The sequence below is a fragment of the Reichenbachiella sp. genome (assembly GCF_965223055.1).
GTDB lineage: Bacteria > Bacteroidota > Bacteroidia > Cytophagales > Cyclobacteriaceae > Reichenbachiella.
In genome coordinates this window covers 242,671-265,832 of the sequence record NZ_CBDCVM010000006.1, presented here as the reverse complement: position 1 = coordinate 265,832, position 23,162 = coordinate 242,671, and the positions used below count along the sequence as shown (strand labels likewise).

Sequence of the window (23,162 nt, the reverse complement as noted above, 5' to 3'; positions counted from 1 at the left end):
TTCAAAGAACCCAGCACTTCATCAGAATTATGCTAAATCTCAATTTTAAGAAAGACATTTTGCCGCACGTGGTAGCGGTAATTATTTTTTTGGTAGTCACGTTGATTTTCTTTGCTCCTGTTATTTTCGAGGATAAGGAACTCCCTCAACACGACATTACACAATGGAGAGGTGGAGCTCAGGAGCTGATTGATTACCGAGAGAAAACAGGAGAGGAAGGGCTTTGGACAAATTCTATGTTTGGAGGAATGCCGGCCTATTTAGTCAGTATTAAGTTTTCTGGCGAGTTGCTTAGCTACCCGTATGAGATTTACAAACTAGGATTGCCTAACCCGCTGTATTTAGTTTTTACAGCTTTGCTTTCTTTCTACATCATGATGAGATGCTTTCAAGTCAGAACAGGTCTGGCCATAGCTGCTGCGTTGGCCTTCGGTTTTACGGGATTTATTATCATTAGTGTTGGTGCCGGACATAACATGAAAGTAGCTGCTGTTGCATTTATGCCATTGGTGCTTGGGGGCATTCATTTTGCAATAGATAGAAACAGAATTTGGGGAACGATAATCACCGCGTTGGGATTGGCTATGCAACTCAAGTTTAATCACCTCCAAATCACGTACTATTTGCTAATCCTAACGGTGCTCTATGGAATATTTGCATTGATTGCCGCAATTAAGGAGAATACTCAAAAAGAGTTTTTTAAAACCATTGGCGTTTTGGTTATAGCGGCTTTGTTGGCCGTTGGGGCAAATTTCGGGAAATTATGGTCTGTCATTGAATATAGTCCCTATTCAATTCGAGGAAAAACTGAATTATCGGCTGATGCCAATGACCGAACATCTGGATTGGATAAAAGCTATGCTTTTCAATATAGCAATGGGATTTTGGAGCCGATTGTGTTATTCATCCCAAATTTTTTTGGTGGATCATCCAGACAGGATTTAGGAAACAATTCCAATCTGGAAGAAGCATTACGCAAGAATGGATTAGACAATAGACAAATTGCCAATCAGGTAAAGAATGCTCCAGCATACTGGGGAGATCAACCGCTTACAGCACCTTATTACGCTGGCGCTATTGTGGTGTTTTTGTTTGTTTTAGGAATGTTGGTATTGGAAGGTCGAATTAAGTACTGGTTACTAGCCGGAGTTTTAGTTGGCATCGTACTAAGCTGGGGAAGTAACTTTGCCTCCCTGAATTATTTGCTCTTTGATTACTTACCTGGATACAACAAATTTCGCTCAGTAACCTTCACCATTATCATGACTGTTTGTTGCTTGATTACAGGTGGTTTCTTAGGGTTAGAGAAAGTGTTTTCTATGAGTTGGTCAAAACAGTTACAAAAGAAACTGGTAATTGCCTTTGCAGTTACTGGTGGGTTTGCTTTGCTGTCCGCACTTTTTGCTGGTATTGGAGGATATTCTGGTGCCGTTGATCAGCAATTGGCAGCTTACCCAGAATGGTTTCTTAATGCGTTGAAAGCAGATCGACAGCGCCTGCTGCAAGCAGATGCTTGGCGAACTTTCTTTTTCATTGTAGCGGTAGTTGTGCTAATCTGGCTGAGTCTCAAAGGTAAATTTAAAACTCAGTTGACTGTGGTTGCCATTGCTTTCCTAGTCGGCTTGGATATGTTCACCGTAAGTAAACGATTCATTTCTAATGACTCCTTCGAGCGCAAATCAAAAAACCATGGCTTCGTTGCTTCAGAGGCAGACCAGCGAATATTAAGGGATAGCGACAAAAGTTACAGGGTATACAATCTGATCAATGGATTTAATGACGCCAAGACGTCTTATTTTCATCAGTCTGTTGGGGGATACCACGGTGCTAAAATGAGAAGATATCAAGACTTGATAGAGCAAGCCATATCACCAGAGACTTCAATGCTAATAGATGGATTGCAAAAGGGAGTTCCTGCCTTCGATCAAATTGGTGTCTTGAATATGCTGAATACAAAATACTTTTTGGCAGGTGCAACGGCTAATGCAGTAATTCCAAACCCATATGCTAATGGAAATGCTTGGTTTGTTTCCAAAGTGGTGAAGGTAAGTTCGGCGGATGAAGAAATGGAAAAAGTGAATGTCATAGATACTAAAACAATGGCGGTTCTGGACGAGTCCAAGTTCGAACTGACTCAAGCATCATATAGCACCAATGGATCCATAAGCTTGGAGGACTACAAGCCGAATCAATTGACATACGTTTCTGAAAATTCAGCAGACGGATTTGCAGTGTTTTCTGAGGTTTATTATGAAAAAGGATGGATAGCGAGTATTGATGGAAATGAAGTGCCAATTAAAAGAGTAAATTATGTGCTCAGAGGATTGGAGATTCCAGCTGGTAAGCATGAAATTGTATTCGAGTTTAAGCCCAAATCTTATTATACCGGAAATGTTATTTCGGGTATTTCGAGTGGCATATTGATGCTATTATTTCTAGGTGCGATTGGTTTCTCAATGAGAAAAAAAATAGTCTTAGCGGATTAATTTTTGATAATATGTTTTCCCAAATTTACTCGAAGGGTAATTGTATTTGTTGGCAATAGCTTGAGCGCCATTCTCACCAAATTTTTTGCGCAATGGTGTATTACTGTAAAGCTCAATACATTGTTTGGTAAAGTCTGTAGGGTTGTCAGATTTGTGAATTAGGCCCCATTTTTCGTTCTCAATAAGGTTTTTTTGTGCCGGACAGTCACTAGCCAATATTGCCTTACCGAGCATGGCATATTGAAACAATTTGTTGGCGTAGGTGGTGTCATGGTGGACATTCCTAAGCAGTGGACAGATACCAATATCGGCAAGGTGGATGTAATCGGATAGTATCTGCTCCGATTGCCATCCTTCAAAGGAGATGTGAGATGCTACTTTCATTTGAACGGACAAAGCGTGAAGTGACTCATCGTTGTTGCTTGCTCCAACCACTATCAGATGAAAATTTGAAATTTCTTTTAGTATTTCGGGTATAGCTCTTATGACAGATTCTATTCCTCTTCTCTTACCAGTGTCTCCTATATAAATGGCCTTAAAATATCCTTTGAATCTATCTTGAAGTGCTGCATTGTATTCTTTTTTTACAAATGATGGGTCCGTGAAATTGGGGAGTACTAGTGTCTTTGAAGAGCCAACTCCTGTTCTTTGTTCCAGCTCCTCCTTTGCATCACTAGTCACTACAATGATACCATCTGATTTTATGATAAATTCTTCCTCTTTTCGTTTCCATACGGAAGGTTTGATTAACAATTTGCCCAAGCCCTTTTGCAGGTGAGGGTAAAACTTCATGATTTCAGGTACATTCTCATGAATGTCTAGTACCACTGGTATGTTCCTTTTTGCCGTGATTTTAAAAACCGGTTCAGCCAGATACATATTGTGTAAATGGACAATGTCTGGATTCGACTTGCTAATGAAGTCAGCAAGCTTTTTATTCATGAGTAAGTGATAAAGTGGAATCGAATAGGCTAATGCTGATAATTTGTACATCCACTTTTCGCAGTAATACCTGTGCACATGTATACCCTTGTAAATCTCTACACCGGCCCTTTGTTTTTGATAGGTCACACAGAAAAGGTGTATTTCGATCCCTTCAGAAATTAGGAATAAGGCCTGATTTTCTATCCGTGGATGAGTGGGGTATTCTCCATGGAATACCATCCCAATTACGAGCTCACTATTCTTGGTTTCATTCATAGGTTACTAACTTTTCAATTTTTTCATAGACTCTCTGAGAACTCTTGTCGTCCGGGTATTTATGAAATCTCGCTCTTACTTTCTCTCTTTTTTCAGTGTCCAATTTAGGATTGTCCAAATATTTTTTAATGTCAATTAAAAAGTTCTCAAAGTCATAAACTTTGGCTCCTGGTGTCACTTCATCATAGTTAAAGTTCAAACCGCGATATTCTGAAAACCAATCCAAATCATATGGAATAAAAAGGGTAGGTGTATCAATTAAGAGTCGGTCTATGTACGAACTGCTATAATCTGTGATCAACAGATCAATCACAGACATTAATTCGTTGATCTCCTGAACCACATCTCCGTCGCATACCCTGATCCATTCGTTTTCTTCTAGGTTATGTTCGATCAATTCATTTTTGTGAATTCTAAGTAATAGAATAATGTTGTTATCCCTCAAAAACTCTATCATTTTTTTTAGGTCAAAATCTACAAAGGGAAATAGTTTGGTTTTTCCACTATCTCGGAAAGTAGGAGCATACATCAATACTTTTTTGTTTTTGATGTAAGGTATGCTATCGATGATTTTATGGTTTGTAATGAAAGTGAAATCATTTCGTGGATAACCCGTTACCCACATGTTTTCACGTTTGGTGCGATAACACGCACTCATGATATCTGCCTCCTCCTCCGACATGACTACCAATCCATCAAAGTCTCCTAATACCTTGCTTTTTTGCTTCTCAGTTAAAAAATGACTGTCTATTCCAAGTTTTTTTATCGGAAATCCGTGCCAAACATTTACCAGTGCTTTGTCCGTGTTGGTACATTTGAATGGGGTGACATCGTATGGTCCATGAGTGAGCACAAAGGCCTTGGCATATATTACTTTGAATAAGGCACGAAAAGAATATGCATAGAAAAAATTGTCAGGGTAATCTACTTTATGCTTTTTGTACTCCTCGTAATTTCTGGTGATGAAATAAGGTTTCAGCTTTGTATTGGATTGAAGCATGTATACAAACAATGCTTTGCTATTGCCATTAATATTAGTTCCGGCTGAACTTCCAAGAATAATTTGTGGCTTGCGACGCTTGTCGACTTTTGAAATTATGATTTGAAGAATCCTTAAAAAAAGACCATAAACCTTAATCAGTCGTTTTCCCATAGGAGAGTTTTACTTTTTGCGCCAAATCTAATCTAAATGCCCTAACAATACAGGGATTATTAAGCTTACAATTCAGTGCTTCATGAGGCTATCACAAAAAATACTATCTTCGCCACTTTAATGAATTAATCTATGAGTGATAAAGAATTTTGGGAAGACTTTTATTCTAATAAAAAAGGAACGCTAACGCCATCGCCTTTTGCAGAGTATGTTTTGAAAGAACATCAGTTAAAGGGTTCATTGATTGAGCTAGGGTGTGGGAATGGCCGTGATAGCATATATTTTATTAAGAATGAATTGGAGGTTTTTGGAACGGATCAGTGCGAAACTACCATTGGTAGATTGAGTGACTTAAACCTGCAAGGAGGAAAGTTTGAGGTAAAGGATTTTACCGATTTAGGTGCACTAGGAAAGTTTGATAATATCTATTCTCGTTTCACCCTACATTCTGTATCTGAAAAACAGGCTTCACAAACTTTGGTTTGGGCATTTGATTCACTCACTACAGGAGGTAAGCTTTGTATTGAAGTTCGTAGTATTCATGATGAGTTATATGGTGAAGGGGAGGAGGTAGAAAGAGATGCCTTTGTTACTGATCATTACCGGAGGTTTGTTAGAATTGAAGAGCTTACCAAAGAACTGGAGACACTTGGATTTAATATTGAATATTCAGAGGAGTCGAAAGGATTTGCCATATACAAGGATGAAGACCCAGCTGTGATCAGGATAGTAGCCACAAAAAGCTAGTTTAGAATAGGGTAGTTCTCATACATAAAGTTTACTGAATTTATAGGACTATGGATGAACTTAACTTCAATAGACAATATTTATTATGCGATGAGCCAATTGACTTATTAAAGGATTGAAATCAAAAGACTGTTGGAGAAAGTCTAACCCTTTATGTTCATCCTAATCTTGATTTTCATCAAACCTCATTAGCTGGTCGTCAGTTAACCTTGGTAGGAGATCTGTTTGATCCCCATCACCCCAAGAAATCCAATAAGGAAATACTTGAGACCTTAGCCAATAAACCATCATTTAATGAGGTGCTAACAGCTACTTTTGACTTAGCTGGAAAGTTTATACTGATCTATCATGACAATAATGAATTCACATTGTTTCATGACCCGGCGGGATTGAGAGAAGTATTTTACTTAAAAGGACAACCCAATACACCTTGTGCATCTCAACCTACTTTGTTCGCAGAATACAAAAATCTCCAACCTACAGCAGATTCGTTGGCCTCGGTATTTTATTCTTCACCTGCTTTTCATCAGAGAAAAGAACGCATTTTGGATACTACTCAGTATGAAGGGTTATGCCACCTGCAGCCAAATTACTACCTTGATTTAAGCACTGGCATAGCCAATCGTTTTTTTCCCAATGAACCTTTGACTCGTATTGGATTGAAGGAGGCAGTCGACAAATCTGTTCTATATCTAAAGGGTATATTCGAATCTATGACAAATCGGTATCAGTTGATGATTGCCGTGACAGCCGGAATGGATAGTCGAGTCATGCTGGCAGCAAGTAGACAATTGACTCAAGAGATCTTTTATTTTATTTTAAATTCGGATAGGCTCAAAAAGGATAGCCTCGATATTATTACTCCACAAAAATTGCTCGATAAAATGGGCTTATCATTCCATATTCTAGAGCAAGGGGAGGAAGTCTCCGAAACAGTCAAAACAACTTTGCTTAAAAATGTGGAGTTGATGCTTCATCGACATTTTAATTTTTGGTATAATGTTTTTTACAAGAAAAAGGGATACATGAACATCACTTCTGTAAGCGAGTTTGCCAGAAACTATTATCATTATGAAGCTAACCCCAATAAAGTAACTGGAAAAGATCTTGCATTGCTCAATAAATACAAGGGGAATGAATTTGTAAGTCAAGTTTATGAAGAATGGCTGGCCACAAGAAGAGCATCATTCCAGTCCAACGGCTATAATACCTTAGACATGTTTTATTGGGAAGAAAAAATGGGTAATTGGTTAGCAAATGGACGTTCCTCTATGGGGTCTGTTATTGAAGACTTTTCCCCTTTCAACTGCAGAAACTTGATGATCACTTTTTTGGCTGTAGATGAAAAATACCGAGGAAGGTACAATTCGATATTCCATAAAAAAATAATTGAAAAACTATGTCCAGAGGCATTGCAAGAGCCAATCAACGGGAGTAAAAAGTACAAAGTCATCAATATTCTAGTGATGTTAGGTATTTACCCTTTATTTAAGAAAGTACAGCTTCTGTTGAGGGAGTAAGAGGGCTCTCTTGACCTTGATAGCCTATGAAACAACTAATAAGGATTAGCTGTTACTGATGTTATTACTTGAACCCTTTATCGACGATCTGATAAGGATATAGTTGTTGTTTTTTGGCCTATGAACTAGAACAGCTTTCATTATTGAATTATTTAATAATTTGAATATTGCCTTTGAAAATTGCACTATCAAATTCAATAAAATAATAATGTATCCCTTGTGATTCATCAATTGGTTTCCACTGAAAGTCTATGTTCTTTCCGGAGAAGATTTCTTGCCCTCTTCTGTCAATGATCGTTATTTGTCTAAAGTTACCTAAGCATATTTCACCTTTTATTGAAATCCAATAGAAAGAGTCGTTGATATTATCATTATTTGGGCTTATCGCATTTGGGATGAAAATTTCTTCATGATTTAATTCTTGAACCTGAATTTCAATTTCAAGAAACTCGCTTTCACATTCATCCAAAGTTTGGGTTACAAAATACTTTTGCAATCCAATATGATTTGTTATCAGTTTATTTGATTCTTTAGAAATGACATTAAATTCTTCATCATACCAAATTATTTTTTCTCCTGACACCGAAACTTCACTTCCAAGACACAATATATCGCCCTCAAAGAGGGGAGCAGGTTTGATTGGCCGTTCAAGTTTTAATTGTAATTCTGAAGGCAAACTGGTACAACCATCAACAGTTTGGGTAGCGTAAAGAGTTTTTTCTGTATTGACCAAATAATTTGCAGGAGGAATTATACTGGTAAGGTGATTGTTATCATACCATTTAATATTAGAACCTGTTATGCTGAGATCAATGGAACTACCAGGACAAACTGAAAGTACTGAAAAATTTGGAACAGGTGGTGAAGGTGGATTTACATCAATTATTTCTAAAGTAGCGGGTTGACTTTCGCATTCATCAATATTTTGCGTAATGTAGTAAGTGGCCCCAGTTGTAGGAAAGAATGAATTACCTGTATTTGCAATTCTACTCAAAGAAAGGTCATCATACCATGTGAGGTCTTCTCCTTCAATTATGATTTCAGTATTATTCAAATCTGTGCTGCAAATATTGACTGGAGAATTAATTTCTGGAGGGGCAGTAAAGCAAACGTCGGCTTCACAGGATTCAATTTCACAAAGCAGATTGATTTCATCTACATTGAGTGAGCGATTATAAATTCTTAGGTCGTCAACTTTTCCATAATAGAAAGTTTCATGTGTCGCCCTCCCTATTCTTGCCGGTTCACTAGAATGCTCTATATTGCCTCCAGAACCATCGTAATAACCACCAGCATCTTCACAGTTAATATACAAGCTCATATCATATGGTCCTTTAACGACAGCCATTACATGGACCCAAGTTTCTAATGGCACTTTTTCGCTGCTAATTTTGGTTCTTCTTGAAAACGATCCTGCTGGGCCTCCATCGCCATAACTTATTCTTAGTCCTTGATCTGAGTAGATGCTAAAATATATTCCTGTATAAGAAGAAGGCTGAGAACAGCTAGTGAATATATGATTGATTTTAGTTGCACTATGCTTATACACCCAGGCAGAAATTGTAAAAGGCAGGCTCAATTCCTCAAAAGAGTGATTTATTATGATTTCGTCATCAATGCCATCAAATTCAAAGGCAGCATCATTAATTCCATGTCTATCAGGTGTACTTTTTGCACCAGATATAATTCCATGATAACTCAATTCACTATTATCCAATGCATTATTATCTAAACACCAATTACCGATTAATGAGCTTTTAAAATCTACTTGGCCAAGTAATTTTGTTGAACAGACAAGAATGATTAGGGTCAAAGCCCCAAAGATTTTCATACAGCTACAATATCAGGATTATCAAATATTCGACAATAATAGCCAAAGATTCTCATTCACTCCTTATCGCATCTGCCGGGTTTGCAGAAGCGGCTTTGTAACTGTGATAAAATACCGTAAAGAAACCAATAGCCATGGCACAAATACCTGTGATTGCGAAAATATCCCAGCCGATAGAGATGGTATAAGCGTAGTTGTTTAACCATGCATTTAGTGCGATATAGGCAATAGGTGCTACGATCATGTTAGCAATTAGAATAAGACTAATGAATCGCCAGGATAGATTTTTTATTATATGTGTAATGCTGGCACCCATAATTTTTCGAATGCCAATTTCTTTATTCTTTTTCTCGACAAGAAAAGCAGTTAGACCAAGCAGTCCCAGGCACCCTATTATGATGCTCAGACCAGTAAACAGAATCATTAGATGAGCCGTCCTTTTTTCACTTTGGTAAAGCTGATTTAACTCACTAACCAAATAGCTTGGCTCGATGGGACTATCAGGTACAATATCTTTGAAGGTAATGAAAATGTGATCCATGGCTGCTTGCGATTGGCTTTTGGTGGTCCGTACATACAGATTCTTTATTTCATGGTGAATGTATGTCAAGACCACGGGTCCGATTTTTTCATGCAGTGAGGCAAAGTGAAAATCTTCGACTACACCAATCAATTTGCCAAACGGCATCGGCGTCATTCTGAAATCTTTACCAATCGCTTCTTCTACGGTCCAACCTATATCGTTAATCAACTGACGATTCACTATGTAGTGCCAAACCGAATCGTTTTCTGATGTTTTAGTGAAATCAGACCCTGCGATTAACTCCAGTCCCATAGTTTGTATGCCATTTCTGTCTACTGATAAGCCGGTGCAGTTGTTATTTTCTTTGCTGATCAGACCTTCTGCATCAAAACCATATCCTGCTCTGATATTCCCAAGTACTTCGGAAACCTTGGCTGTACTTTGTACCGCAGGATGGCTATTCAAACTACCTTCAATAGCCTCAAGTTTGTCGAATGACGCCTGGTCTGCCAGAGGGACTACGATGATTTGTTCCTGATCAAAGCCTAGCTTCTTTTGGCTGCCATACATCACCTGTTGGTAGATGACTACGGTTCCAATGATGAGAAAAATAGAAATAGAAAACTGAAAGACAACCAATGTTTTTCTGAATCTATCTCCAGATTTGGCTGAAAGAAATGTGCCTTTGAGAACCGATACTGGTTGGAAGGATGATAAAAATAATGCAGGGTAACTGCCGGCTAGTGCTGTAATGATGACTAAAAGCCCAAATAGAAATGCAGACCAATACCAGCTATTCATTAGGTTAAAAGGTATCTCTGTGCCGATGATCTGATTGATGTATGGCAAAGCCAGTTCAACAAAGGTGAGTGCAAGTAAGATGGAAACTAAGGTGAGTAAGGCTGTTTCTCCCAAATATCGCTTGATGATTGCTTTTCTGCTACTTCCCAGCACCTTTCGAATTCCAACTTCCTTGGATTTCTTTTCACTCTGAGCTGTTGTAAGATTGATATAATTGATACAAGCTATGACGAGGATAAATGCGCCTATAAGCAAAAAGGCCAATGTATTTTTGTCGTTTCCTCTCTTTCCAATATCAGCAGCTATTCCCTTTTGCATGTGAATATCTGATAATGGCTGTAAACTAAAATTGATTCCAGCTGCATCTGCTGCCATGTCGCCAGTCATGTCTTGCTGAGCTTTCGAGAGAAAGAAGTTTGCTATTTTGTCGGTGTCGGCTTGATCCTGTATTTGAACGAAGGTCATAAAATTCATTGGAAACCACCCGATGCCGTATCTGTCTTCTAACCTTTTGAATGAAGCTAAAGCGCCGATGGGCAAGGAGGAATTTTTTGGAGGATTATAAAAAATCCCAGTCACAATCATATCTACATCCCCGTTTACAGTGATGATTTTTCCCATTGGTTCAGTTGATCCGAAATACTTTTTAGCCATATCCTCTGTTAGAATAATGGAATTGGGTTCGTTCAGAGCGGTGCTTTGATCTCCCGATTTTAGAGTGAAATCGAATATTTGAAGAAATGCTGGATCTGCATAGGCAAAGTCAGACTCTTGGAAGACTTTGTCTCCAACCCTGAGCGAATAAGGTACTCTTGAACCAATAGGAAAGAATTTTGCGGTAGTTACTATTTCTGGAATTTCATTGTCGGCAATATTTGAGATCTTGGTTCCCGTAACGGATAATTTTTCTATTCTATTGCCGGAAGCCCAATGGGTAAGTACGCGATATATGTTGTCCTTTTTGGTATGAAATTGGTCGAAGCTATATTCGAAAACTACAAATGATAAAATGATAATGGTGGTCGCGATGCCGAGGGACAGGCCGAGTACATTCAGAAGTGTGAAGAACTTGTCTTTTTTAAACCTTCTGAGGCTAATGAGTAGAAATTGGGATAACATGATTTTGAGTTTTGATTTTCGACATAGTTAATTTCGTAAAGTTTATAGTCAATTCAAAATAATGAGGACAGGCAAGATTTTACGTTTCTTTTTTTAGAAGTGGTTGAAACTGAAACTCATAGTATAATGAATAACAAACGGCCTCATGCGTTATCTTTATCTTATGGACATCAGTATCATCATACCTACGCTGAATGAAGAGAATTATATCAGGCATACTGTCGATAGGTTGCTAGCCAATCAATCTGGTAAATTAGAATTAGAACTGATTGTAGTGGATGCTGGGAGTCAGGATGAAACGGTGAATACGATCAAGGAAAGAACAAATCAGCTAGTGGTGGATTCTACCTTGGCAGGAGCCAAATACAAATCATTGAACACAGGAGCAGAACTGGCGAATGGAGAGGTACTGTTATTTCTTGATGCTGATACATTATTGCCACATCACTTTGACTTGCAGATACGAGAAGCACTTCACAAAAAAGGTGTTGTAGGGGGAGCCTTTGAATTTGGTTTCAATAGAAGAGGGGTGGTTTATCGAATTATTGAGTGGATCAATAGAATTCGCTATCGCATAGATAAACGCTATTTCGGGGATCAGGGGCTGTTTTGTTCAAGAGAAAATTTTGAACGAGTACGAGGCTATCCACACGAGCCAATTATGGAAGCCGCTTATTTCTGCAAGGCTTTGAGAGGTATTGGAAGATTAGCTCTGATCAAGTCTCCTGTTCTCACTTCGGCGCGTAGGTTTGAGCAGGGCAATGTTTTTAGGGTCTTTTTGAAGGACACTTGGATTTGGATACAGTTTACCCTGGGTCTGAATATCAAAAAGTATGCACCGGCATACTGGGCAGAAAATCAAAATGGGGGATAACTTCTATTCGATAATTTTTGAAAGCATTTGAAAATTGTAGTACTTGTGGTTGTAAAATTTTACTATCCGCCTGTCCCAATATGGAAGTGAATTTTCAATCAACTATGCAAACGAATGAGTGAGGAGACGATCAAAGAAGTATTTGATATCATCGTCAACATGGAAGTGGTAAGGGCTCAAAAAGAGCAACCAGATTTTGATGAGTCAGATGCAAGCTCATCTATTGTAGATGCCTTGAATATTGTTACTGTCGCGCTTGAAGACAGACAATCCGAAATTGATAATCTGAAAGAGACTAACAAAGAACTGCTCATTTCTCTTCAGGAAGTAAGTCGTTATCAGTCAGCACTCGATATTTCCTCTATCGTAAGTATTGGGGATCAAAACGGCAACATCACCTATGTCAATGATATGTTTTGCCAAATCTCAGGATATGAAAAAGAAGAGCTCATTGGTAAAAACCACAGTATTTTAAAATCAGATCAACATAAGCGTATATTTTGGGATGGCATGTGGCAAATCATCAGCCAAGGCAATATATGGCACAACGAGATCATGAATCTCAACAAGGAGGGTATAGGTTATTGGGTGGACACGACCATCGTTCCTTTTTTCAATAGTCAGGGCGAAATCGTAAGCTATCTGTCTATGGGACATGATATTACCAAACGAAAGTTGCAAGAAGAGGAGGCCAGAGAGTATCATTTGCAACTGGAAAGCATCAATAAAAACCTGGAGGATTTTGCTCATACGGTTTCTCACGACTTGAAATCGCCTCTCAACAACGCCAAAGGCCTGGTATCCATCATAGAAGCTTCAATGAGTGAAGATCAGCCAGCTGAGGTCAAAGAGTACCTCTCCTTGCTGAATGAAACCAATGATAAAATGCGCTCATTGATTGATGGTATTTTGCAGTATTCTAAGGCGAGTGGTAGAGATGCTAAATTGGATCGTATACTCCTAGAGCCTTTTATACAAGAGGTGGCCAATACCCTTACTGCCAAAGGCAAAGCCAAACTAATATTCAAGAATACCTTACCTGAAATTAGCTACAACGAAACAGTATTGAAACAAGTTATTTCAAACTTGATGAGCAATGCCATTAAGTTTAGCGACAAAGATCAATGCATCATCGAGTTTTCGAGTAGGATGGACGATCACTATTACCATATTTCCATAGCTGATAATGGACCTGGCGTAGCAAAAGAATATCAGGAGGATATGTTCAAACTTTTCAATAAGGTGAATAAGGATACGACCAAAGACAGCTCAGGCGTGGGATTGGCTACGGTTAAGAAAATCATTAACGAAGCTGGTGGAAACATTTGGGTAGATTCAACTCTTGGTCATGGGACCAAATTTACCTTCACCGTACGGATCAAACCGAAAGTTCACTGGTAGAGTTTGACATCGTCGATCCAGAATCGTCGTGTTCCGCCACCAGTTTGATAATCCACCCAACCGATCATTAGCTCTTCGAAAACAGGAAATACCCACTTTCCTTCGAGCTCGTTCGAAACACAGCCTTGCCCTTGACCAATCACCGTTAAATCTTCTATGAGTTGGTCGTTTAGCCAAAACTTCATGGTTTGGTTTGGACCATCGAATTGCCAACCGATCTTAGTCCATTGCTTTTCGGGTATGGCGGTGGCAGAGTGATGCCAGCAGTCCGATTGTTTACCCTGAGTGTCATAGTTGGCCATAAATCGTTTGCTGTGCTGACCACCATAGCGTATTTCACTGCTGTACTCTTCATCCTTCACCTGACCAACGGCTTGCACCATGGTCCAATGCACACCATCAGGGGAAGCTTCATCTAGCCAGATGTAAAATGATCCGGTAATCCGGTTGTACATAAATGGGAAAAGTGGGTTTCCTTTTAATACCAAAAAAGCTCTTAGGCCAAATCCTTCACCGGACTCGAAGTAGACAGAATGATTACCAGTTTGACTTCTTGAAGTATCTACTTTTATGACTCCTGTACCTGCTATACTCCAAGGCCCTAGAGGTGCTACTCCTACATCGTAATGTTCAAAACTCTCGTGAAAGATAATATCACCATCAGATTTGCAGGAAGAAATTACAATTGCCAAATAACAAATTCCAAGCATCAAACATTGGAATTTGACTTTTGTAATTTGTGATTTAGCGATCATCCTTTTTTACTCGCATTAAAGAGTTTCTGTTTCTCTTCTTTGCTAAGACTCTCGTACCCTGATTGTGAGATTTTATCCAAGATCTTATCGATTTCGGCCTGATCAGCGATATTGCTCGCTGTGGATCCTTGGAAGGATTTGCTCGCCGTAGAGTAACTTTTGGTTTTCTTCTGACTTACTTTCATCTTAGGTTGGGAAACAAAAAAGCTTTTAAAGAATCGCATGACACCACCTACCCATGCGCCCCAATCCGTTCCTGCTTGCAGTTGTTTTATGTAGACATATCCCATGAGCGCTCCACCCAAGTGGGCAATGTTTCCTCCGGCATTGCCTCCAACCGTGCCAAGAAAGGATATGACAATATAGAAACCAGCAATGTATTTGATTTTCACTGGACCAAAGAATAGTAGGAAAAAAGTGTAGTTTGGTACTAGCGTAGCTGCTGCTACAGTGATAGCATAAACTGCCGCAGAAGCACCTACCATGCCATGGAAATTCGAGTTTTCTACATAGAATGGAACAAAGTTGTAAACCAGCAAATATAGTAGGCCGCCGGCTAATGCACCCAGCACATAGAGGTTGATCAGCTTTTGGTTGCCAATGTATTCTACGATGAGCTTACCAAACCAGTATAGCACTAGCATATTAAACAGGATGTGAAAGATGCTGTGCAAACTATGGGCAAAGGCATAGGTGATCAGAGTCCAGGGTCTCAGTATAAAATCCGCGAAAAGGGGTGGTATAGAAAATTGGTCATACACAAAATCAGAGATCATAGAAAACCCAAATATCTTACCAAAGACATTAAGAACAGCCAACACAAGAAACACAATCACATTGATGATAATGATCTGAGGTAAAGCATTATTAGGCCTTCTCCAGGCATCTTTAAACTCATGTAAAAAATTGTCCATCATATTTTTATGGCCGATTACTATTTAATAAAAATTTCCCCGTTGTCGCTGCCAGTATTTAAGTATCAAAAAAGCAATTAGCATACCACTCAAATGGGTGAAATGCGCGACATTATCTGCTCCAGTTCGATTAATCTCTGAATAAAGTTCGTAAGCTCCATAGAAAAACACCAAATATTTCGCCTTTATCGGTATAGGCGGAAACAAGAGCATCAATTCTGTATTTGGGAAAAGCATAGCAAAGGCCAATAATATCCCAAAAACAGCACCCGAAGCTCCGATCATTGGAATGTTGGTTAGATCATTATATATGGTGTTTACAATCTCGACTGCTTGAGATTGGTAGCTCATATTATCCGGTCGCTCGTAGTACTCATCAGCGAATTCGCCAACTTTCAGCATATCAAATCTTCTAGTCTTATGAGTATGGGTATAGATGTAAAAGTCATCGGGATTTGGGTTAGCAATGAATGCTTCTGTATCTCCACTCAAATCTCCTTTTCCTACAGTATCTACTACGCCATACAAGACTCCAGCTCCAATACCAGTGATCAAATAAAATGTTAGAAATCTTTTCGAACCCCAAACCCGCTCCAGCATGGGTCCAAAGACGAGTACGGCAAACATGTTGCTGAATAGATGCCACATACCCCCATGCAACCACATATAGGTGACATACTGAAAGATGTAAAAGTTGTCTGAAAATATATAATGAACGCCAAAAATCGGTGCTAAACTGATTCTAAGAATGTATTCTAAGAATAGTATAATGCCATTGATGATAAGTATATTCTTGACGATAGGTGTCAGTTGAAACATGCGTTATTGATTAAAAAACTCTGCAATTTTTTCAAGCCCCAATATAATGAAAGTTGGGGTGCCGTTTGGCGTATAGTTCGGTTGATGACAGGCAAACAGTCGGTCTATTAAAGTTCTTAACTCTATACTGTCATTTGAGATTTTTGTTTTGCTGGCAGATCTTTTTGCGATTGATCGTGCCATATTTTCTTGTGTGCTCAGAGAAAGTTCGGATTTATTGAATTTGAACTGCTCGAGCAAGCCTTCAAATAATTCCTTCTCATTGATGTTTTTGATGTCTGCAGGTACGCCATTGATGGCTACCGTATTTTTTCCAAACTCTTCAAATTCAAAACCCAGTGCACTAATTTCTTCTTTAAGCTCCATGACCAAAGCGAAGTCTGCTGGATTCAATTCGAACGTAACAGGGAAAAGGCTTCGCTGAGAACTTCCAGATTTCTTATGTAAGGTCTCCAGGTACTTCTCGTACAAAATTCGCTCATGCGCCAGAATCACATCTACCACCATTACGCCAGTCTTCACCTGCTTCAGTACATATTTTTCGTGCATCAAGAGTGGTTTGGCGCTTGATTCTTCTACTTCCAATTCCACAGACTGCTGGATATTGGCCTCACTCTGAAAAATCATTTGAGGAGATTCCAAGCCGGCCAATTCTTCCTGCCTGATTTCAGCAGGAGAGGGTCTAGACTCATCTATGGCTTGTTCGTACATCTCATCCCAGCGGGTACTTTTGCCTTGTTTGTCCAGAGATTTGAAGCTACTGTAATTTCCTTCCGATTTGGTGGGTGCGTTGAAATGTGAATTGTCAATGGCCAGATTCTTGAAATTGACATCAGACCCGAAGTCCAAACTTGGTGTTACGTTGTGGGTCCCTAGAGCCTGTTTTACAGCAGCTTTAATAATGCCATACACACTTCGCTCATCATCAAATTTCACTTCCGTTTTGGTTGGATGTACATTGATGTCGATGTGCACTGGATCCATTTCTATGAATAAGGCATAAAATGGAAACTGACCTTCCTGTATCATCCCTTCATATGCACCTTGAACGGCATGATTTAGATAACTACTTTTGATAAAACGGTTGTTGATGAAGAAGAACTGTTCTCCACGTGTCTTTTTACAGAACTCAGGTGTGCCGATATATCCTTCTACTTTCAGCCAATGGGTTTCTTCCTGACAAGTGATCAATTGTTTCTGATAATTCTTTCCAAAAAGAGAAACAATCCGCTGGCTTAGCTTACCTGCTGGCAGCTGATAAATTTCTTTTTCATTTTGTGTCAGTGAAAAACTGATGGTCGGGTTAGACAATGCTACTCTATGAAACTCATCAAGAATATGACGCATTTCTACCGGATTGCTTTTAAGGAAGTTTCGTCGTGCAGGTACATTGTAAAATAGATTTTTGACAGCAATTGAAGTGCCTTGATTGGCTGAAACGGGTTCCTGCTTTTTGATCTCTGAGGCCTCGATATGGATGAAGGTAGCAAGTTCTGTTTGAGCCGTCTTTGACTTTAGTTCCACTCTGGCTACGGCCGCTATAGATGCTAACGCCTCTCCGCGAAACCCCATGGTTTTTATTTTGAAAAGATCATCAGAGGTGGAGATTTTTGAAGTGGCATGCCTTTCAAAGCACATGCGTGCATCTGTTTCAGACATACCCAAGCCATTGTCGATGACCTGAATCAGTACCTTCCCAGAATCATTGATGATCAATTGGATGTTGGTGGCTCCAGCATCTACACTATTTTCAAGCAATTCTTTGACGACTGAGGCGGGTCTTTGTACTACTTCGCCTGCTGCTATTTGGTTGGCGATAGCATCTGGTAGTAGATTAATGATGTCTGGCATTAACTTTTGGATTTATTTCTTCCCTTTAATCTGAAGTAGAAGTAAAGCGGGGATAGTAATAAATAGATATAAAAGACATCGTTGCCATAGAATATCCAACCCACAAAATTGCCCAGCATGGCGGCTGCGATAAGCATTTGAATCACAGAAGTCTGGCTTGATTTTCTTTCTCTCTTACGAAAGGCAGCACTAATATTTGATGTATGAGCCGAGGCGTGGTTTCCTTTTTCTTTGTTGGCTTGGGCTGCTTTCAGCTTGCCTTCGATTTCCTCTTTGATAGGGTCGTAGTAGCGCGGTTCGTAGTGAAACTGACTAAATTTATTCGTACGGATCAATGAAGGAAATTTCATAAAGTAATCTTCTTTATTCTCAACAAATCAAATCATAAATTACCATTGATGAAAAAAAATGGCACTCTTTGTGCAAGGTATACGTTGATTAGATATTATATGAATAATTTTCAGTCTAACTACTTCCATCCACCTGTAGTAATACTTTGATTATTCTGTATGCAAACTTACTTAGTTTCTATTTTATTACGGACAAATACAGGTAGAGTTGGCCTTCTTTTTTGCCTGATGAGTATTGGTGCTTCGGTCCCTACACTGTTAGCGAATGCGCCCGACCCAATAGAAAAAGATACTTTGTATGTCCAATGGGCAAAGACAAAAAACACATTACCTACGCTTTTTTATGAATTGTCAGATTTCAATGACTTTTCTGATCGGGTTGAAGCTGAGAGCTTGATTCGTATGTATGGAATTGGTGGTGTCGTAGTTCCAAATGGTGAGATTGAAGAGGTCAAAAAATGGATTGAAGGAAATAAATCGTGGAGAAAGGAACCTATACTTCATGTGGCATCCATGGATCAAATTTTCGAATTACCCTTCCAGGGTGTATCTGAATTTCCAAATCAACTTTCTGTTACCTGCTTTACCGACGATAGTTTGTTATATGCGCTAGGACTTGCTCATGCCCAGTTGTTGAGGTCCATGGAAATTGGAATGGTTCAAATGGAAGAATTACCCGTCAAATTTTCAGTGCATGAATGGCGTAAAGTCCAGGTGTATTTACAAGGCTTGAATGATGGGAAAATCTCGTTTTACTTCAAAGCTCAACCTAAATGGATCAATTCGACCTATGCATCGAATCATGAATGGAAGAGTAAGCTGTTGAGTGTTTATGAAATTGAGCCGAAAGGAGTGTTGGACAAGAAGTCATTGAAAAAATATAAAAAACAGTACAAAGACTCACGTATAGTTTTCGATCCTTCAACCAGTTTGGATTTGAGTCTCAGTCAAATGGAAAGAGGGGTGGGGATAACGCTTATTTCAAAACAAAACAAACCTCAGCGTCTAATTAGTCATTTGCTTTCTGAAGGAGTTCCCACAAAAGGGTATTACAAGCAGCATGTCAAAGCCTATTTTAAATTATATCACGATATAGAAAAACGATTAATACAATCCCATGGTTCTCCCATAGATTGGGTTAGGCTCAAGCAGAGGTTTCAATTGAAAGATATTGTTTTTACCGGTGATCTGAATGGACTTTTGCCCTTTAGTGATCTTAGTGAGACTGATTTTGTGACGGTTTCAAGTAATACTGTTTTCAAAGATATTGTAGATAGGTACAAATTGGCCACTCCTTATTCTGTGGATGTTTTTAGCAGTCCTCTAGACTCTTTAGAAGAATTGGTTTCGAATCGATCAGTTCTTTTGGTGGATTTGAACTCATGGGAGAAAGATGAACAATCAAAAATATTGAGTTTGTGTGATTCGTTGGGTGAAACTATCCCAATACTTACTTTTTTAGAGGGAAACTATGATATGGTTGAAAACGCTATTGGGAATGTACCCATGATCTGGAATCCTAATGATTCTAATTCAAAGTTGGATAAGATGGTAGAAATGGCATTTGGTGCAAGAGCCATTTTCGGGGCATTGCCGGGTTATTTTCAAGGAGGTCATTCTCGGAAAGGAATAGCTACAAAGAGTAATGAAAGATTGATTTACTCAAATCAAGTTTCAGATGTAGTCAATCATAAGACTTTAAACCAAATCGACACCTTGGTTGCTCACGCCATTCAAGAAGAGATGATGCCAGGGTGTCAAATCATGATGATTAGAGATGGGCAGGTAGTTTATGATAAATCCTTCGGGTACCTGACTTACGACAGCCTAACTGCTGTAAGATGGGATCATGTGTATGATATTGCTTCGGTCACAAAAACAGTGGCGACAGTGCCAGCTTTGATGCTTAGCATGGATCAAGGCGAGGTGAAGTTGGATGGTTTTTTAGGGGACTATCTTACCGAAATTGATACGAGTAAGGCAGAACTGTTATTGGACGACATATTGACTCATCAGTCCGGTCTAAAGTCGTATTTGCCGTTTTGGCGTAATGCCAAATACTTTTCCGACAGTGCTAGCTTTCTTTATAAGAAGAGGAAAAGGAGGAGAAGGTACACTTATCACTCCATTAACTGGGGAGATTCTATTCAGTCATGGATAGGTCATTCATCATACAATAGTTTGTCGAATGGTGACGGAACCTATCGTTATTTATATAGTGATTTGGGGTTTATGTTGATGAAGGATATGGTGGAGGAGAATTGCTCCTGCACATTTGACAGAAGTCTGGATGAACAGGTTTATCAACCCTTGGGTATGAGTTTTACCACTTTCAATCCTTTAGAGAAAATACCAAAAGAACAAATTGCACCAACAGAACAAGATAAATTTTTCCGGTCTGAATTACTGAGAGGTGTGGTACATGATAAAAATGCTGCCTTACTTGGTGGAGTAAGTGGTCATGCTGGTTTGTTTTCTAATGCCAATGATTTGGCCAAATACATGCAAATGCTAGTGCAAAGTGGATATTATGGAGGCGTTCGATACTTTTCTGAAACAGTAGTAAAAGAGTTTACCTCAAAAAAACGCGAGAATGATCGAAGGGCTATGGGATGGGACAAACCTTATGCCTCCGTGGGGAATGCATCTAAGTATGCCTCTGACGAATCTTTCGGGCATTCAGGATTTACCGGAACACTAGTCTGGGCAGATCCTAAGTATAATCTGGTTTACATTTTCCTTTCAAACCGAATATATCCCGATCCTCAGAATTATAAACTAATAGAAAGTAATACTCGTACTAAAATCCACGACCTGATGTATGAATCGTTTTTAAATGTTAAAAAGGAAACGGATACCGGGAGTTGATATAATGTTGCTGAATTTGGGTTGGTAATCATTAGAAACCTAATTTCGCATCAGCCGAGCCTAACATAAATAATAGATAGAACATACATGAATATAGGAGTTGTTTGTTATCCAACCTATGGAGGTTCGGGAGTAGTGGCCACTGAGCTAGGAAAGGCCATGGCTGCAGAAGGGCATAAAGTTCATTTTATCACGTATTCTCAACCGACTCGATTAGATTTTTTTAATGAGAATCTTTTTTATCACGAGGTAGATATCAAACCCTATCCTCTCTTTCAATATCCACCGTATGAAATTGCATTGTCCAGTAAAATGGTAGATGTAGCTAAAAAAGAAAAGCTAGATCTGTTTCATGTACATTATGCAGTACCACATGCATCTGCGGCTTATATGGCGAGGGAAATACTGAAAATGGAAGATGTACATGTTCCATTTATCACAACACTTCATGGTACAGATATTACAATTGTAGGAAAAGACGCTTCACTTGAACCCGTGGTTACTTTCTCCATCAATCAATCCGACGGCATCACTGCAGTATCAAGTGATCTGAGTAAGGACACCTACGATCATTTTAAAGTTACCAAAGACATCAAGGTCATCCCAAATTTTATTGATCTCGATAGATTCAAAAAGCAGAAAAAGGATCACTTCAAAAAAGCCATTTGCCCAAATGGGGAAATGCTGATTGTACACACCTCTAACTTTAGAAAAGTCAAACGTGTGCAAGATGTAGTCAAAGTATTTAATGAGGTGAGAAAAACGGTGCCTGCCAAGCTTTTGTTGGTTGGAGATGGACCAGAGCGATCTTCGATTGAAAAATTGGCAGAGCAGTCTTGCAGTATTGATGATGTAAGGTTTTTAGGTAAGTTGGAGGCTGTGGAAGAGGTGTTGAGCGTTTCAGACCTGTTTTTAATGACTTCTGAAAAAGAGAGTTTTGGTTTGGCAGCACTAGAGGCGATGGCTTGCGAGGTGCCGCTGATTTCTACAAATGCAGGTGGGTTGCCTGAGTTAAACATTGATGGTGTCACCGGGTTCCTATGTGATGTAGGAGATATCGACGCTATGTCTACAAAGGCGCTACAAATTCTTGATAAGGACAACTTGCCAAAGTTTAAGGCTGCCGCCTTAAAAAGAGCCAAAGAATTTGAACTTTCAAATATACTTCCTATGTATGAGGGGTATTACAACCAAGTGGTTAAAGAATTCAAAGGAAAAATATCGGTGAAATAGTTAAATGATAATTATCATAACAAAATTGCATGGCTTGATTTTGCATTTATTTTAGGTTTATAGATATGTTTGCAGTTCAAAACTTGATTTAAAATTTTACTTGTTTTATGGAAAACAAAGCCAAAAACTCTGGGTCTGGGCAAGTTTTTAAGAATCCCATCTTAGAAAAACTAACTAGAACTCATATTTCATTACCTCTGATTGCATTTTCAGTTGTCTCTTCCTATTTGATTTATACAGGGGCTACTCAATATAATTTGAATGCAATCACCTTAGTAGTGCTATTTTTGGCAGGCACATTTGCTTTTACTTTTGTCGAGTATTTGATGCACCGGTTTTTGTTTCATATGCCTGAAACTACACCGGCAAGAAAGAAAGTAGTTTATACCATGCACGGTGTTCACCACGATCACCCAAAAGACAAGGACAGGTTGGCTATGCCTGTGCCGTTAAGTTTAACTATTTCATTTCTATTCTTTTGGTTCTTCAGACTATTGATGGGAGAATTGGTTTGGGGATTTTTACCTGGTTTCTTAATGGGCTACGCTGGTTACCTTTGGATTCACTTCATGATTCATGCCTTTCAGCCGCCAAAGAACTTCTTTAAGTTTTTCTGGGTACATCATGGGATTCACCACTACAAGCAACCAGAGCGCGCTTTTGGTGTAACCACACCTATTTGGGATTTGGTATTCCGTACGATGCCATCCAAATAGT

The 23,162-nt window shown here is 39.0% G+C and carries 17 protein-coding genes; 8 read left to right on the top strand and 9 right to left on the bottom strand.

Features of this window, described 5'->3' with window-relative positions; all coding sequences use genetic code 11:
- The first annotated feature begins 29 nt into the window (after positions 1–29).
- Positions 30–2,486: a YfhO family protein gene (locus ACOQO5_RS06215; protein WP_420580823.1), complete on the top strand. Its 2,457-nt coding sequence runs from the start codon at positions 30–32 to the stop codon at positions 2,484–2,486.
- Here ACOQO5_RS06215 and ACOQO5_RS06210 read toward each other — a convergent pair.
- Positions 2,475–3,686, bottom strand: coding sequence for a glycosyltransferase family 4 protein (locus ACOQO5_RS06210; RefSeq protein ID WP_420580822.1), 1,212 nt, complete (start codon positions 3,684–3,686; stop codon positions 2,475–2,477). The two genes, ACOQO5_RS06215 and ACOQO5_RS06210, sit on opposite strands and share 12 nt — an antisense overlap.
- The gene (locus ACOQO5_RS06205) at positions 3,679–4,839 is read right to left on the bottom strand and encodes a CDP-glycerol glycerophosphotransferase family protein (protein ID WP_420580821.1); all 1,161 of its coding nucleotides are present in this window, start codon (positions 4,837–4,839) and stop codon (positions 3,679–3,681) included. Before ACOQO5_RS06205 ends, ACOQO5_RS06210 begins: the two co-directional genes overlap by 8 nt.
- Positions 4,840–4,971: 132 nt before the next feature.
- On the opposite strand from ACOQO5_RS06205, the gene ACOQO5_RS06200 reads away from it, so the two are divergent.
- Positions 4,972–5,586 carry a class I SAM-dependent methyltransferase gene (locus tag ACOQO5_RS06200; RefSeq protein WP_420580820.1) on the top strand — a complete coding sequence of 205 codons (615 nt, stop codon included), beginning with the start codon at positions 4,972–4,974 and terminating at the stop codon, positions 5,584–5,586.
- Positions 5,587–5,795: 209 nt separating this feature from the next.
- The gene (locus ACOQO5_RS06195; protein WP_420580819.1) at positions 5,796–7,106 is read left to right on the top strand and encodes a hypothetical protein; all 1,311 of its coding nucleotides are present in this window, start codon (positions 5,796–5,798) and stop codon (positions 7,104–7,106) included.
- A gap of 148 nt (positions 7,107–7,254) precedes the next feature.
- On the opposite strand, the gene ACOQO5_RS06190 is transcribed toward ACOQO5_RS06195, so the two are convergent.
- Complete coding sequence (locus ACOQO5_RS06190; RefSeq protein WP_420580818.1) at positions 7,255–8,937, bottom strand: LamG-like jellyroll fold domain-containing protein; 1,683 nt, start codon at positions 8,935–8,937, stop codon at positions 7,255–7,257.
- 52 nt (positions 8,938–8,989) lie between these two features.
- Positions 8,990–11,380, bottom strand: a complete 2,391-nt coding sequence (locus ACOQO5_RS06185; protein ID WP_420580817.1) for an ABC transporter permease — start codon at positions 11,378–11,380, stop codon at positions 8,990–8,992.
- A 145-nt stretch (positions 11,381–11,525) separates the two neighbouring features.
- Between ACOQO5_RS06185 and ACOQO5_RS06180 the strand changes: the two genes are divergently transcribed.
- Both ACOQO5_RS06180 and ACOQO5_RS06175 read left to right on the top strand, forming a co-directional pair.
- A complete protein-coding gene (locus ACOQO5_RS06180; protein WP_420580816.1) occupies positions 11,526–12,254 on the top strand; it encodes a TIGR04283 family arsenosugar biosynthesis glycosyltransferase in 729 nt (242 codons plus the stop codon).
- Positions 12,255–12,368: 114 nt separating this feature from the next.
- Positions 12,369–13,655, top strand: coding sequence for a sensor histidine kinase (locus tag ACOQO5_RS06175; RefSeq protein WP_420580815.1), 1,287 nt, complete (start codon positions 12,369–12,371; stop codon positions 13,653–13,655).
- On the opposite strand, the gene ACOQO5_RS06170 is transcribed toward ACOQO5_RS06175, so the two are convergent.
- From ACOQO5_RS06170 to ACOQO5_RS06150, 5 genes are read right to left on the bottom strand one after another with little or no spacing between them, the layout of a single operon-like run.
- Positions 13,646–14,365: a hypothetical protein gene (locus ACOQO5_RS06170; RefSeq protein WP_420580814.1), complete on the bottom strand. Its 720-nt coding sequence runs from the start codon at positions 14,363–14,365 to the stop codon at positions 13,646–13,648. The two genes, ACOQO5_RS06175 and ACOQO5_RS06170, sit on opposite strands and share 10 nt — an antisense overlap.
- Before the next feature lie 41 nt (positions 14,366–14,406).
- Entirely contained in the window at positions 14,407–15,327 is a 921-nt protein-coding gene (locus ACOQO5_RS06165) for a rhomboid family intramembrane serine protease (RefSeq protein ID WP_420580813.1), read from the bottom strand.
- A gap of 21 nt (positions 15,328–15,348) precedes the next feature.
- Positions 15,349–16,143: a rhomboid family intramembrane serine protease gene (locus ACOQO5_RS06160; protein WP_420580812.1), complete on the bottom strand. Its 795-nt coding sequence runs from the start codon at positions 16,141–16,143 to the stop codon at positions 15,349–15,351.
- A 3-nt stretch (positions 16,144–16,146) separates the two neighbouring features.
- Positions 16,147–17,994, bottom strand: a complete 1,848-nt coding sequence (gene mutL / locus ACOQO5_RS06155; protein WP_420580811.1) for a DNA mismatch repair endonuclease MutL — start codon at positions 17,992–17,994, stop codon at positions 16,147–16,149.
- On the bottom strand, positions 17,994–18,344 hold the full coding sequence (locus ACOQO5_RS06150) for a hypothetical protein (RefSeq protein WP_420580810.1): 351 nt from the start codon (positions 18,342–18,344) through the stop codon (positions 17,994–17,996). Before ACOQO5_RS06150 ends, mutL begins: the two co-directional genes overlap by 1 nt.
- Positions 18,345–18,503: 159 nt before the next feature.
- On the opposite strand from ACOQO5_RS06150, the gene ACOQO5_RS06145 reads away from it, so the two are divergent.
- From ACOQO5_RS06145 to ACOQO5_RS06135, 3 genes are all read left to right on the top strand, one after another.
- Positions 18,504–21,212 (top strand): serine hydrolase domain-containing protein, encoded by a 2,709-nt coding sequence (locus ACOQO5_RS06145; RefSeq protein WP_420580809.1) that lies wholly within the window; start codon positions 18,504–18,506, stop codon positions 21,210–21,212.
- 87 nt (positions 21,213–21,299) lie between these two features.
- Positions 21,300–22,445, top strand: coding sequence for an N-acetyl-alpha-D-glucosaminyl L-malate synthase BshA (gene bshA / locus ACOQO5_RS06140; RefSeq protein WP_420580808.1), 1,146 nt, complete (start codon positions 21,300–21,302; stop codon positions 22,443–22,445).
- A 107-nt stretch (positions 22,446–22,552) separates the two neighbouring features.
- Positions 22,553–23,161 carry a sterol desaturase family protein gene (locus tag ACOQO5_RS06135; protein WP_420580807.1) on the top strand — a complete coding sequence of 203 codons (609 nt, stop codon included), beginning with the start codon at positions 22,553–22,555 and terminating at the stop codon, positions 23,159–23,161.
- The last annotated feature ends 1 nt before the right edge of the window (position 23,162 follow it).